Annotated in this window: 10 protein-coding genes, 1 tRNA gene, 1 pseudogene and 1 other annotated feature; of the genes and pseudogenes, 10 read left to right on the forward strand and 2 right to left on the reverse strand. The window is 57.9% G+C overall.

All coding sequences use genetic code 11. From position 1 onward, the window contains the following. Nucleotides 1–18: 18 nt before the first annotated feature. The 5 genes from BAR1_RS01600 to hemG all read left to right on the forward strand — a co-directional run bounded on the left by BAR1_RS01600 (nt 19) and on the right by hemG (nt 6,061). The gene (locus BAR1_RS01600) at nt 19–759 is read left to right on the forward strand and encodes a peptidase associated/transthyretin-like domain-containing protein (RefSeq protein WP_118941403.1); all 741 of its coding nucleotides are present in this window, start codon (nt 19–21) and stop codon (nt 757–759) included. A 117-nt stretch (nt 760–876) separates the two neighbouring features. After that, nucleotides 877–1,728 carry a formylglycine-generating enzyme family protein gene (locus BAR1_RS01605; RefSeq protein WP_162891633.1) on the forward strand — a complete coding sequence of 284 codons (852 nt, stop codon included), beginning with the start codon at nt 877–879 and terminating at the stop codon, nt 1,726–1,728. 41 nt (nt 1,729–1,769) lie between these two features. Beyond that, a complete protein-coding gene (locus tag BAR1_RS01610; protein WP_118941405.1) occupies nt 1,770–3,416 on the forward strand; it encodes a universal stress protein in 1,647 nt (548 codons plus the stop codon). A gap of 3 nt (nt 3,417–3,419) precedes the next feature. After that, nucleotides 3,420–4,685: a radical SAM/SPASM domain-containing protein gene (locus BAR1_RS01615; protein ID WP_118941406.1), complete on the forward strand. Its 1,266-nt coding sequence runs from the start codon at nt 3,420–3,422 to the stop codon at nt 4,683–4,685. Beyond that, on the forward strand, nt 4,682–6,061 hold the full coding sequence (gene hemG, locus BAR1_RS01620) for a protoporphyrinogen oxidase (protein WP_118941407.1): 1,380 nt from the start codon (nt 4,682–4,684) through the stop codon (nt 6,059–6,061). The genes BAR1_RS01615 and hemG overlap by 4 nt, the downstream gene beginning before the upstream one ends. Here the strand turns inward: hemG and BAR1_RS01625 are convergent. Then, complete coding sequence (locus BAR1_RS01625) at nt 6,051–6,770, reverse strand: response regulator transcription factor (RefSeq protein ID WP_118941408.1); 720 nt, start codon at nt 6,768–6,770, stop codon at nt 6,051–6,053. The two genes, hemG and BAR1_RS01625, sit on opposite strands and share 11 nt — an antisense overlap. A gap of 196 nt (nt 6,771–6,966) precedes the next feature. Here BAR1_RS01625 and BAR1_RS01630 point away from each other — a divergent pair, with 196 nt between their 5' ends. From BAR1_RS01630 to BAR1_RS01645, 4 genes are all read left to right on the forward strand, one after another. Beyond that, nucleotides 6,967–9,165 carry a hybrid sensor histidine kinase/response regulator gene (locus BAR1_RS01630; protein WP_162891635.1) on the forward strand — a complete coding sequence of 733 codons (2,199 nt, stop codon included), beginning with the start codon at nt 6,967–6,969 and terminating at the stop codon, nt 9,163–9,165. 122 nt (nt 9,166–9,287) lie between these two features. Continuing rightward, nucleotides 9,288–9,908, forward strand: a complete 621-nt coding sequence (locus BAR1_RS01635) for a nitroreductase family protein (protein ID WP_162891636.1) — start codon at nt 9,288–9,290, stop codon at nt 9,906–9,908. Between the two features lie 68 nt (nt 9,909–9,976). Then, the gene (locus BAR1_RS01640) at nt 9,977–11,242 is read left to right on the forward strand and encodes a molybdopterin molybdotransferase MoeA (RefSeq protein WP_118941411.1); all 1,266 of its coding nucleotides are present in this window, start codon (nt 9,977–9,979) and stop codon (nt 11,240–11,242) included. A gap of 55 nt (nt 11,243–11,297) precedes the next feature. Beyond that, nucleotides 11,298–11,374, forward strand: a tRNA-Arg gene (locus BAR1_RS01645). A 210-nt stretch (nt 11,375–11,584) separates the two neighbouring features. On the opposite strand, the gene BAR1_RS01650 is transcribed toward BAR1_RS01645, so the two are convergent. Next, nucleotides 11,585–12,286: a heme o synthase gene (locus tag BAR1_RS01650; protein ID WP_323368591.1), complete on the reverse strand. Its 702-nt coding sequence runs from the start codon at nt 12,284–12,286 to the stop codon at nt 11,585–11,587. A 53-nt stretch (nt 12,287–12,339) separates the two neighbouring features. Here BAR1_RS01650 and BAR1_RS01655 point away from each other — a divergent pair. Next, nucleotides 12,340–13,710, forward strand: a pseudogene (locus BAR1_RS01655) (IS3 family transposase). Further along, nucleotides 12,683–12,799 (forward strand) — a sequence feature (AL1L pseudoknot). Its footprint overlaps the pseudogene before it by 117 nt. Nucleotides 13,711–13,722: the final 12 nt, after the last annotated feature.

Genomic DNA, 13,722 nt, shown 5'->3' on the forward strand with positions numbered 1-13,722 from the left:
ACCCGAAAGGAAGCGAAAATGAAAAATATGATGAGAAAGTCGGCAATTGCACTGGCAATGTTGGGCATGGCCACAGCGGCCAGCGCCAAGGGATACAAGGAAGTTGAAGTGACCGATGGCGGCAGCTTTGTCGGCACTGTGGCCGCGGGCGATGCCAAGGCGGACACGCGCACTTACACAATTTCGAAAGACCCGGAAATCTGTGGTGAAGGGTCACGCGAAGTTCCGTTTGTGCAGATCAATGAAAACGGCACACTTGCCGGTGCGGTTGTGTTTTTGGCCGACATCGAAGAAGGCAAAGCCATGCCCGAAGAGCTGATGAAACTGACCATCAATCAGGAGCATTGCGAGTTTTCCCCGGCGCTGGGTCTGATGGCCAACACAGGCGAGCTGACAGCGATCAATGATGATGGCACCCTGCACAACATCCACATGTACGAGCAGATCGGCAAAGCCCGCAAAACGGTGCTGAATGTATCGCAGCCTAACAAGGGTGACGTTCTGACCAAAGATATCAAACTGCGTCGTGGCAACGGTATGAAAGTGGAATGCGATGCCCACGATTTCATGCACGGCTTTGTTTATGTCGCCAAGACACCTTACTTCTCGCTTGTGGATGATACAGGCGCGTTTTCGATCACCGACATTCCGGCTGGCACCTACAAGGTTATGATGTGGCACGGCTTCCTTGGGGAAAAGAAATTCGGCGAAATCACGGTCGATGCTGGTGGCGAAGTCAGCATGGACCTGTCCTACTAAGCACTGATCAAAGGAGACCGGCCAGATGGCAAAACGCAAAAGAATAAACACCTTTGACGTCTTCGTTCTGGCCGGTGCCCTTGTGAATGTGGCTGTTGTGTTGCTGCTGTTGGGGTATTGGCTATTCAACTGAAAACCACATTACTGGCTGCCGTTGGGGCGGTCGTGATCGGGGTGGGGGCCTTTGCGGCTCTCTCCCCTTTTGGTCCCAAGGGTATGGCGTTTGTTCCCGGGGGCGAGGCCACGCTGGGCTATGTCTATTACACCGGTTTGTATGGGCCGATGCCCTATCAGGTGGAGGGATTCTGGATTGACAAGTTCGAGGTCACAAACGCCGAATACGCCGAATTCGTAAAAGCCACGGGTCATGCGCCTGCGGCTTTTGTGGACGAGGATGACCTGAACCAGCCGGATCAGCCCGTAACTGGTGTTTTCCACGAAGACGCCATTGCCTATTGCGCATGGAAGGGCAAGCGCCTGCCGACCGAGGTCGAGTGGGAAAAGGCCGCACGGGGCACGGACGGGCGGATTTACCCGTGGGGCAATGACGAGGATCTGTCCCGCGCCCATATCAGCGGGGATGCCCCCGTTGCCGTGGCCCAATACGAGGGCGACATCAGTCCATTCGGGGTGCGTGGCATGGCGGGGAATGTCTCGGAATGGGTGGCCGACACGCGCAAGGCCAAGGGCGGGCGCTGTCTGGACGGGGGGGTGGATACCCGCAAACAGACCCCGGAAATGCAAAAGATACTGGCCGAATTGCGGGCCTTGAATGGCGGGGTATTGCCCGAGGCCTGCCTACCGCCTGTGGTTGACCCCAACCCGCACATCCAAAGCGAACCTTGTGCCTATATCAAAGGAAACAGCTGGAACGGTCGCCCGCATATGACCGTCGCCAGCAATCGCATGTGGGATTACACGAATTCGATTGCCGAATTTGTGGGCTTTCGCTGCGCCAAAGACAAATAGACACCGGCCAAAACAGGGGCCGATAAATCTGGAGAAGAGACATGGTTGTAAATCTGGCGATTGACGAAGGGGTGGAAGGCGCCGCAGGCGACGCCCCCGTGCCGCTGAAACGCATTCTGGTGGCGCTGGATCAATCCGATTACGCCAACAACGCGATGAAACAGGCAACCCGCCTGTGCGATGGCAAAATCACCGGCATCCACGCCTACGCCGCTCGCCTGCATGACCGCCGTTTCAAGCAGATGGAAGGCGGCCTTCCCGAACGCTATCAACGCGAAAGCGAGATGGAGCATCAGCGCGAGGTGCACGAGGATCTGATCGGCATGGGGCTGGGTCTGATTTCCGACAGCTACCACGATGCGGCCGAGGATGTGGCGCAAAAGGCGGGGGTGCCGTTTGACCGCCTGTCGCCCGAGGGCAAGAATTACAGCTGCCTGATCGAGGCGATGAACCGTCGCGATCATGACGTGTTGTTTATCGGCGCGCTGGGGCTTGGCGCTGTGGCAGGGTCAACCATCGGCACCGTTTGCGAACGGGTTGTGCGGCGCAGCAATATGGATGTGTTCGTGGCCAAGGACCGGCGGCTGAACATCGGCGATGGCCCGATCGTGGTGGGCATGGATGGCTCACCCAAATCCTTTGGCGCATTGATGACCGCGCTGGATATTGGCAAACGTCTGGACGTGCCGGTGCATGTGGTGGCGGCCTATGATCCCTATTACCACTACGTCGCTTTCAACAAAATCTCGACCGTTCTGGACGAAGAGGCGGGCAAGGTGTTTCGCTTCAAGGAACAGGAACAGCTGCACGAGGAACTGATTGATGACGGCATCGCCAAAATCTATCAGGCGCATCTGAATGTGGCCGAAACCGTGGCGCGGGACGCAGGCATGGAAGTGGTCACCGAACTGGTGGCCGGCAAGCCCTATCAGGCGACCAAGAAGTATGTCGAGAAACACGGCGCATCGCTGTTGCTGGTGGGCAAGACCGGCGTCCATGCCGATGACGGACTGGACATTGGCGGCAATACCGAAAACCTGTTGCGGATGGTGCCCTGTCATATCTGGATCGGCATGGTCGAACATTTCCCGCCCTCCGATGTGGTGGCCGAGGAAACCATCATGTGGTCGGACGAGGCCAGCGAGATGATCAATCGCGCCCCCGAATTCGTGCGCGGCATGGCCCGCACCGGCGTGATCCGGCAGGCGCAAAAAGAGGGGCACACATTCATCACCACAAAATTCGTGGAACAGGTGATGGCGAAAATGATGCCAGGTGGTGGCGGTGACAAAGACGCCCCGCAACAGAGTTTCGAGCGGCTGGGCTGGGCGACTGATGCCCGCGCGATGCTGGACAGTATCACGGACGAACAGGTGCGCGAAAACATCGGCCTGCGGGCCGAGAAATCGGCGCGGCGCGATGCGGCGGGGCAGGTGGCGATTGCACATATCGAACCCTTTATGGCCGAGGCCGCCTTGGAACCCGCAATCCGTCAGGATAGCGGGATCGAGTGGCGCGCGGCGTCTCTGGCGCGTCTGCAACGGGTGCCCGAAGCCTTTCGCGATCAGGTGAAAACCAGCATCGAAAACTTTGCCAGAAAGCGTGGCGTTTCGGTGGTGGACGCCATGATCGAGGACGAGGCCTTTGCCAACGCCCGTCTGGCGATGTGCCCCGAGGACAAGGGGTAGGTCATGGCAGACGCCCCCTATCTGATTGCCCTGAACCTGACCGAAAGGTGCAACCTTGCCTGTGAGCATTGCTATCTGGACGCCAAGGTTCTGAAAGAAGGGGCGGTGGATGAACTGGGCACCGGTGATCTGAAACGGGTGCTGGGTGAAATTGCCGAAGTTGGCCCCGAAGCCATGGTGGTTCTGACCGGTGGTGAGCCGATGTTGCGCCGCGATTTGCCAGAACTGGCGCGGCACGCCTCCGGCCTTGGGCTGATGGTGGTGGTGGGGACCAACGGGATGTTGCTGCGCCCCGACCGGATTCGTGAATTGCAGGATGCGGGCGTGGCGGGCATCGGCATTTCGGTCGATAGCCTGAACCCAGATCACCACGATGAATTTCGCGGCAAGAAAGGCGCATGGATCAAAACCATGCAGGGGATTGATGCCTGCAAGGACGCGGGCATGCCGTTCCAGATCCATTTTTCCGCCACCGATGAAACGGCGGATGAAATTGACGATATGGTTGCTTTTGCCCGTGATGCCGGCGCGATGGTACTGAATGTGTTCTTCATGGTCTGCACCGGCAGGGGCGAGAAATATTCAGGCATCTCGCCCGAAAAATACGACCGCGTTTTGCGCCGAGTGGCCAAGGCAGCGAAAGAGGAAAAGCGCCTGATGGTGCGGGCCAAATGTGCGCCGCATTTCAAACGGATCGCGATTGAGATGGACCCCGATTGGCCGATCACAGCCGCGCATGGCTATGACGCGGGCGGCTGCATCGCCGCCACCCGTTACGCACGGATCACGCCCACGGGCGATGTCACCCCGTGCCCCTATATGGAAAATTCGGCCGGATCGGTGAAGGAGCAGAGCTTTGCCGAAATCTGGCAGGACGCGCCGGTGCTGAACGCTTTGCGCGCGCCCAAACTGGAAGGGCGTTGCGGGGCCTGCGAATTCCAGATCCTGTGCGGCGGGTGCCGCGCCCGCCCGCTGGCGATGGACGGCAACATGATGGGCGAAGACAGCCTGTGCACCTATCAGCCCCAAGGTGGTGCGGTGATCACACCGCTGGTTCCGGCGGGGACCACAATGCGCTGGAGCGCGGATGCCGAAACCCACCTTGCCCGCATCCCCGGTTTCGTACGCCGTATGGTGCACAAACGGGCCGAGGAATATGTGCGCGGCGAAGGCCGTACCGAGGTGACCAAAGACGATCTGACCCTGCTGGCCAAACGCCGTTTTGGCGATGCCGGACCGCCTTCGTTCATCAAACGGGGGCGCAAATGATGCATGATGTGATTGTTATTGGCGGCGGGATTTCGGGGCTGGCGACGGCTTATGACCTGATGCGGCGCGGGCTGGATGTGCAACTGCTGGAACGGCAGGTGCGCACCGGTGGCAATGCGATTTCCGAGGGCTTTGACGGGTTCCTGATGGAACACGGGCCGACCACTTTCAATGCTTCGGTGCCTCAGGCGGTCGAGCAGATCGACGCGCTGGGTCTGCTGGATCAGGCGCATGATCTGGGGCCGGATGTCAAGCGCCGCTATCTGCGCGACGACGGGAAACTGACGGGTATTGCGGCCACTCCGATGGGCTTTTTCACCTCGAACTATCTGACGCTACGGGGTCGCGCGCGTATTCTGGCCGAGGGGCTGATCCCGCGCCACAAGGGGTGCGAGGAGACCATCCACGCCTTTACCGCCCGCCGCTTTGGTCGCGAATTTGCCGACAAGGTGATGGACCCGATGGCCGCCGGTATCTTTATGGGGGATTCGACCGAACTGTCGATCAGTGGCGCCTTTCCCAAGCTGGCGGAAATGGAACAGGCGCTGGGGTCGATTACCCGCGGGGTGCTGCGGGCCAAACGCGGATCAGAACCGGGTCGGCATCTGTATTCCTGGGATGGGGGCATCGGCACAATTCCGCAGGTGTTGACCCGCCATCTGGGCGCGCGTGTCCACACCGGCATTACCGTTTTCGGCCTAAGCAAAACCGAACAAGGGTTTGCCGTGAAAACCAGTAATGGCACCCGCAATGCCTGCGCCGTGGTGCTGGCTGTGCAACCGCATGTCGCCGCGCAATTGCTGGAACGGGTGGATCCCGTTGGGGCGAGTGCGACCGGTGCCATTCAGACCCCGACGGTGAATGTGGGTTTCTTTGGCTATCGCCGTGAACAGGTGGCGCATCCGCTGGACGGGTTGGGTTTTTTATCGACCAAAGACGACGGGTGTATCCTGTCGGGTTCGCAATTCGCCTCGACCATGTATCCGCATCGCGCGCCTGACGGGTTCGTGGCAATTTCGGCCTATGCGGGCGGGGTGCGAAACCCTGAACTGGCGCGGGTGTCGGGCATTGATATGGCGGCACAAATGCACGCCGAACTGGCCGAGGTTCTGGGGATCAAGGGCGATCCGGTTGTCACCCGATTTCGCCGCTGGCCGCTGGGCCTGCCGCAATACACACTGGGCCATGCGGCGCGGCAAAAACTGTTTTTCGAAACACCGAAGCGGGTTGAAGGGCTGTATCTGACCGGCAATTATACCAACGGGGTTTCGGTGGCCAACTGCATTAAATCGGCGCTCGATATTGCTGGCGAAGTTGCGGTGAACCTGCCGGTGTCCACTGGTGCAAGTGGCCTTGCACAGCGGGCTATGCGCTGACCTTGTTCACGGTTGCGATGAAACTGTAACCGATGCCGTGGATGGTTTTGATATACTCACCACCATCCGGTCCGGACTCCAGCTTTTTACGCAACCGCATGATATGCACGTCAATCGCCCGATCCCCTGCGAAACTCTCGCGGCCACGGGCGGCGTCCAGCAGTTGATTGCGGTTGAACACCGTGTGCGGGTTGGTGACGAACATATAAAGGATCTCGAATTCGGTGGTGGTCAGCGGTTCAACTTCGCCGCTGTCAATCCGCGATAATGACCGCTCGTTCTGGTTCACCGACCAATTGTCGAACTGGTATAGAATCGCTTTGGCCGAGACCTGTTCGGCCGGTTTTGCACGCCGCAGAATGGTGCGCACGCGCGCCAGCAATTCACGCGGCTCGTAGGGTTTGACCATATAGTCGTCGGCCCCGAATTCCAGCCCGACAACGCGGTCAAAGGTTTCGGAACTGCCGGATAGCACCAGAATGGGCAGGTTCGAATCCCGCCGGATATCGCGGGTGATATCCAGCCCGCTTTTGCCCGGCAGGCCGATATCCAGAATAACCAGATCCACCTTTTTCCGGTCCAGCACCGCCTGCATTTCGCGCCCGTCCGACGCACATTCGACGTTGTATCCCTGTTTTTCCAGATACCGCTTTAGAAAAGAAGTGATCTGGGGGTCGTCATCGACAACAAGGATCAGTTCTTTTTGCACAGGTTACCTTCATTCGTTTGGAATCAATTTGGTGCACTCTAACAATAAACCTATAATCTGCACCTTGTTTCTGGGGTTTTTCTGCTTCTAGCGATGGAAAACACGGTGCATTTGGCGTAAAAAACTTCTGAAGGGCACAATTCCAGATATGCAATCCAATCAAACCAGCCATACACCAAAAAGACGCAGGCGGCTCATGCCGATTGCGGTGACCGGTGCGGCGGTGCTTTTGCTGATTTTGGCGGTGATGTTGGCGCTTAGCAACGAAACCAGTTCGCGGTTTCGCAAGATCAAGACCGGTTGGGAAGAATACTCGCAGGCGGCTGACCCGAGGGGGCTGTGGATTTCCGAAATCAGGGGGTATTTCGGATACGGCGGGATGATCCATAATTTCAAGAATTATGTGCTGCGGCAAGAAGATATATATGAAGAAACCCTGCGCGCCCAAAGCCGTTTGTTACTGGATGCGATTTCGACCTATCAGGCGGCCAACCCCGATCCTGTCGAGCAAGACGCGCTGGTGCGCATCAAGCGTGTGGTCGAGGAATATTCCCGCAACATCGAGATTATCAAACAGGGCATTTCCGAGCATAAAAGTGCCGAGGAAATTGACGCGCTGGTGCGGGTCGATGACTCGGATGCGTTGCGGGCATTGGCGGTGCTGGAACGGCATTGGCTGGACCAGCGACAGCGCAATCTGGATACTATTGTTGCGGCGTTGTCGGATGGGGATGCGTTGGTGCGATCCCTGGCGGGTGTTATGGTATTGCTGACGGCGCTGGTGGGGCTGATCGCGCTGATGATCTTTGCGCTGGTTGGCAGTGCCTTGCGATCGAACGCGGCACAGTTAAAGGAGCTTGAGGCCCGCAAATCCGCGCAAATGGCGGAACGCAAGCTGGCGTGGGTGGTGCAGCAAAGTCCGGCTTCGATCATGATCACCGACACAAACGGAATGATCGAGTTTGCCAATCGCAAGCTGCTGGAGATGACGGGTTATTCCGAAGAGGAACTGGTTGGCAAATCTCCCAGTATCCTGAAATCTGGCCACACACCGGAAGGGGCCTATCGGGATATCTGGAAACGTCTAAGCCAAGGCAAGCCGTGGCGTGGTGTGTTCAAAAACCTGCGCAAGGATGGCAGCCACTACTGGGCCGCAACCAGCCTACTGCCGCTATTGAACGAAGAGGGCGAGATTACAAATTATATCGGTGTGGGCGAGGACATTACCGAAAAACGCCATGTGGATGAACAGATCGCACAGGTGCAGAAAATGGAGGCGGTGGGGATTTTGGCCGGTTCGGTGGCCCATGATTTCAACAATGTTCTGATGACGATCATCGGCAATACCGAACTGATCAAACTGGAATCCGAAGATATGGACGCACCCGAAGATGTGCGGGCCTCGATTGATCATATCGAGATTGCCTCGCGACGGGCGCGGGCGCTGATCCAGCAGTTGCTGACCTTTGCGCGGCAACAGCCCGGACAGGCGCGGCGGCTGGAATTGCATCATGCGGTGGACGAGGCGCTGGAGCTGATCCGCGTTTCAACCCCGCCAACGGTGCAGATCGAATTCAAACCGGCCGTTGACCTTGTTGCGACGGATATTGATCCGACAGCCTTTTTCCAGATTGTAATGAACCTGTGTCATAATGCGGTCGAAGCCATCGGGGACAGGGGGGGGCGGATCGAACTGCGCCTTGACCGGATCAACCGCGGCACCGAAGGCGGGCTGAAAAAGCTGCCCAAAGGGGCGCTGGGAACGATCAGGCTGGAAATCGACGACAACGGCCCGGGCATCCCGCAGGACATTCAGGAAAAGATATTCGAGCCGTTTTTTTCCACCAAACCGGTGGGCAAGGGCACCGGCCTTGGACTGGCAATCGTGCGTAACTGGGTGGAAGAGGCAGGCGGCAAGGTTCGCTTGCAAAGCAGTCGGGAGACCGGCACATGTTTCACCCTTCTGTTCCCCGAATTCGAAGTGACCGAGAGTGAGACCGAACAGCAATCCCGTCCACAAATGGGCCACGAACATATCCTGCTGGTCGATGACGAGGAGGAGCTGCTATATACTATTCGCCGGATGATGGCGCGGCTGGGGTATCGGGTCGAGGCGTTCTCGAATCCCGCCCTTGCACTGCACGCTTTTCGCACCAATCCGGGCAGTTATGATGCGGTGGTCACGGATATGATGATGCCCGGGATGAATGGCGCCGAACTGATCACTGCGCTGCATGAAATCCGCCCTGAACTGCCGGCGATGGTGATTTCCAGCTATATGGTTGAAGGGTCGCTTCCTGACGATCTGAAAGATGTGGTCACGGTGCAAAAGCCGGTGAATATGGCCGGTCTGGCCCATGCAATGCGGCTTACAATTGACCGAAGTCAAGGCTGATCCGTTACAATAATTTACAAGACGACACGTAATGTAACCGCGTCTAAATCCTGACGAAACATGGCGCGAATAGGGTTTGTGCGAATACATGGCGAATGGCGCCTGCCAAAGGAGTGATCCATATGTCCAACATTATCCATCCGTTTGAAGCCCCCGCAGGGGATGGCATGGAAAATGATGTGATCGAGGCGATCCTGACCCGCCACTCCGTTTCCCCCAAACGGGTCGCAAAACCCGGTCCAACGCGCGCGCAGGTGAAAACCCTTATGGCCACCGCTGCTGCCGCGCCTGATCACGGCAAGCTACGCCCGTGGCGCTTTATCGAATTCCCCGAAAGCAGCCGGACCGCCCTTGCGGATGTGTTTGAAACCGCCCTGCGCGAACGCCTGCCCAATGCCGATTCCGAAGCCCTGTCGCGTGCCCGCGACAAAGCCAGCCGCGCCCCGCTGCTGCTGGGTCTGGTGCTGCGCCTGAACCGCACTGCCGATGTGCCGCATGTAGATGACCAGCTGGCATCAGGCGGGGCGGCGTTGCAGAATGTATTGCTGGCGGCCCATGCGATGGGCTTTGGCGCCCGTGCCCTTAGCGGGCAGGCGGTGCGCACGCAGGCATTCCGGAACGCATTGAAACTGGATGACGACGAAACCTTCCTGTGTTTCATCGCCATCGGAACACCCACATCGGCCCCAAGGCGCAACGCACGTCCTGCGCCTGAATCCCTGTTGTCACAATGGACGGGATAGCCGATCGTGCGGGTGCCGCTCTGTCCTCCCAAAGCGGTGCCCGCCAATTTTCTTAACGAGGCCCCTTCATGAACGCACCTGCTGAACCGACCGTCGCCGCCTGTGGCTGTGACAACCACGCTCATAAACTGACCCCGCTGGATGTCGCGATTGAACGCGGGCTGGCGTTGGCAACTGCGGTAAAGGATGTCGAGGATGTCGCGCTGACGGATGCGATTGGCCGCGTGCTGGCGTTTGATGCAACCTCGCCCATTCCGCTGCCGCCTTTTGATAACTCGGCGATGGATGGCTATCTGGTGCAAACCGCTGATCTGGCGGGCGATGGTCCGTGGACCCTGCGGGTGATTGGCCGCATTGCCGCCGGCGACGCGGGGCGGGACAAACCGCAATCAGGCACTGCGCTGCGTATTCTGACGGGCGCGCCTGTGCCCGTCGGTTTTGACGCGGTGGTGATGCAAGAGGATTGCGAGGTCTCGGGCGATACCATCACCTTTTCCCGCAAACCCTTCGTGGGCCAACATATCCGCCCCAGTGGCGGGGATGCCGCCAAAGGGCAGGTGGTTGTGCCTGTCGGTGCCCAAATCGGTGCCCGCCAGACCGGTGCGCTGGCAGCGATTGGCGCGGGTACTGTCAAGGTGCGGCGCAAGGTGCGCGTGGCCATTTTTTCGACCGGCAGCGAGTTGATGCAACCCGGCGAGCCGCTGGGGGCAGGGCAAATCTGGAACTCGAACCGCTATACGCTGTTGTCCTTGCTGAAAAAGGACTGGATCGAAGTGGTCGATCTGGGCGCCATCCCCGACAAGCCCGATCTGCTGAAGGCCGCGTTGGTCAATGCTTGTGCCTCATGTGACATGGTGATCACCACCGGCGGCGTGTCTGTCGGCGACGAAGACCACATGCCGCGCCTGTTTGAAGAGGCGGGCGGCAAGATGCAGGTGATGAAGGTGGCAATCAAACCGGGCAAGCCGATTGCCTTTGGCACATTGGACCGCGCGATTTTCGTCGGCTTACCGGGCAATCCGGTATCGGCCTTTGTAACCTGGATGGTGATCGGTGCGCTGGTGCTGGAAAAACGCGCAGGGCTAACGGCGCGGCGCGCTGGCCGGATGCTGGTGCGGGCGGCAAATGATGCCAAACGTCGCCCCGGCCGGATCGAGTTTCGCCCGGCCCGTTATGTCGACAACCCGCTGACAGAAACCAGCGAGGTCGAACTGATGTCACCCGAATTTTCCGGCCGCGTGGCGCTGTTGTCGCTGGCCGACGGGCTGGCGGTGATCCCGGCCGAGAGCAAGGGCGTGTCCAAAGGGGATGTGCTGGAATTCATTCCTTTGTAGCCACCCTTGATTGGCGCTGGAAATCCATTCTGAATATGCGTATTCACTGGGGTGTGGCCCCGTGGCTCAACTGGATAGAGCAGCCCCCTCCTAAGGGGCAGGTTGGTGGTTCGAATCCACCCGGGGTCACCAAAAACACTTGTAAAATATGGCTTATTTACAAAGCTTTGTGCAGATGCTTGCAGAAACTTACGAAGTGATGCGGGCCGCATTCGGCTGAAATGGCGGAATTCTGGTGCAAAACAAATGCAAAATTCGCACGTCTTTGCGTGCTTTGAGGCCGCTCAATGAACTGGTGCGCACACCTCATCGGCGAAGCACCTCGCGCCCAATACCAAGCCCTTATGGAAGCCAGACAGCCAAACCGGCATCACCGACCAAGGCCGAGAAATGCAGGAAAAGATACCATAATGAAAAGCGAAAGAAGGCACGCTCGGCCGCAAAATGATCCTTGACTGCCTCACCGTTGTCACGACGGGCCAACTGCCATGCCCCGAAAAGGAAGCGCGCATTCATGATCAGTGCTGTTGCCACGTAAATAATCCCGCCAATCCCGACTAGTATCGGTAACACCGCCGTCAATGCCAAAAGCACAGTGTAGCCTAAAATGTGGTGCCGGGCCGACTCGCTTCCGTGGGTGACGGTAAGCATCGGCACGCCCGCGCGTTCGTAGTCATCTTTCATGAACAGCGAGAGCGACCAGAAATGCGGCGGGGTCCACATGAAGATCAACAGGAACATGGAAATCCCGGGCAAGCCGATCTCTCCTGTGGCAGCTGCCCAACCGATCATCGGTGGCAGCGCCCCCGAGGCCCCGCCGATCACGATGTTTTGCGGGGCGCTGCGTTTCAGCCAGATCGTGTAAATCACGACGTAAAAGAAAATAGTGAACGCCAACAAGCCTGCCGCCACTGCATTCGTAAGTCCCCACAGAGCAGCCACCGAAAACAGCGCTGTAACCAGCCCGAAAACCATCGCCGCACGTGATGTGACACGGCCATGTGGCACAGGCCGCCCCCTTGTGCGGCGCATCATCGCGTCGATATCTGAACCGCCCCGGGTTTACTGGAGGGTAAAACTCTCACAGGATGGACCCAATGACACAGAGAAAATATACCCCGAGTTACACGGCTGAATTCCGCGAACGTGGCATCCGGCTTTTCCGCGAAAACCGCAGTAATTATTCCAGTGAGTTCAAGCTGGTCCGCGCAGTGGATCAAATGATCCGGGGGATCATTTGAATGCGCAGAACGCTGCTTATAGGGCCATTGCGTCCAAGCTTGGCTGTTCTCCGGACAGTCTGCGGGCGTGGAGCCAGCAGGCAGAACGCGATGCCGGAACGCGGGAAGGTTTAAGCAGTGAAGATAAAGCGCGCATGAAAGCCCTGGAACGCGAGGTTCGGGAATTACGCCAAGCCAACGAGATCTTGAAAAAGGCGTCGGCATATTTCGCGGCGGCGGAGCTCGACCGCCCGTTCCGCAAATGGTGAGCTTCATCGAAAAGTATCGCACGGTTTTTGGTGTCGGGCCGATTTGCAGAGTTCTGCCAATTGCACCAGCGACGTATTATGCGCGAGCGGCGATATTACATAATCCTGATTTGGCATCTGACCTCGCCAAAAGCGATGTGATTGATTGCGAGGATATCAAGCGTGTTTTTGAAGCAAGCGGAAAGCGTTACGGTGCCCGCAAGGTTTGGCATACCTTGCGGCGCGAGGGCAAGGATATCGCGCGCTGTACGGTAGAAAGGCTGATGAAAGTTATGGAAATACAGGGCCCCTCTCGGCAGAATTGCTTTGCAATTCGCCTGTCGGGCAATGGTTGTTCGGGGCGGAAAGGTTATCCGCTGCCTGACAGGTGATGTTTACATCACCGAGAAGGACTACCAACCCTGACAAAGCACAGCCATGCCCGGATGACAAGGTGAACCGAGAGTTTGTTGCGCCGATGCCAAACCGGCTCTGGGTGTCTGACTTTACGTATGTTTCCAGCTGGCAGGGCATGGTCTATGTGGCCTTTGTCATCGATGTCTTTGCCCGCAAAATAGTCGGCTGGCGGGTATCAACCTCGATGACGACAAGCTTTGTGCTGGACGCTTTGAACCAGGCAATTTGTCAGCGCTGCCCGTCTGAAGCGGATAATCTGATCCATCACTCGGATCGGGGGTCGCAATATCTGGCAATCAAATACACCGAACGACTGGCGGAGGCCGGGATCGACCCTTCCGTCGGCAGTGTGGGAGATTCATACGATAATGCGCTGGCTGAAAGCACAATCGGCCTGTTTAAAACCGAAGTCATCAACTTTCTCGGCCCATGGAAATCTGTGGGCCAGATTGAATGGGAAACCCTGAAATGGGTGAACTGGTACAACACCGAACGCCTGCACAGCGCCATCGGATATGTTACGCCACAAGAAGCAGAGGAGGCGTTCTATGCAAACATGAACAACTTTGATAAAGTGGCCTAAGTTTTGAACGAA

This window comes from Profundibacter amoris, assembly GCF_003544895.1.
Lineage (GTDB): Bacteria > Pseudomonadota > Alphaproteobacteria > Rhodobacterales > Rhodobacteraceae > Profundibacter > Profundibacter amoris.

Bases quoted from the DNA above. Each gene is read 5' to 3' on its own strand.
- BAR1_RS01610 (WP_118941405.1), top strand. From the start codon at position 1,770: ATGGTTGTAAATCTGGCGATTGACGAAGGGGTGGAAGGCGCCGCAGGC.
- BAR1_RS01615 (WP_118941406.1), top strand. From the start codon at position 3,420: ATGGCAGACGCCCCCTATCTGATTGCCCTGAACCTGACCGAAAGGTGC.
- BAR1_RS01600 (WP_118941403.1), top strand. From the start codon at position 19: ATGAAAAATATGATGAGAAAGTCGGCAATTGCACTGGCAATGTTGGGC.
- BAR1_RS01635 (WP_162891636.1), top strand. From the start codon at position 9,288: ATGTCCAACATTATCCATCCGTTTGAAGCCCCCGCAGGGGATGGCATG.
- BAR1_RS01640 (WP_118941411.1), top strand. From the start codon at position 9,977: ATGAACGCACCTGCTGAACCGACCGTCGCCGCCTGTGGCTGTGACAAC.
- BAR1_RS01630 (WP_162891635.1), top strand. From the start codon at position 6,967: ATGCCGATTGCGGTGACCGGTGCGGCGGTGCTTTTGCTGATTTTGGCG.
- hemG (WP_118941407.1), top strand. From the start codon at position 4,682: ATGATGCATGATGTGATTGTTATTGGCGGCGGGATTTCGGGGCTGGCG.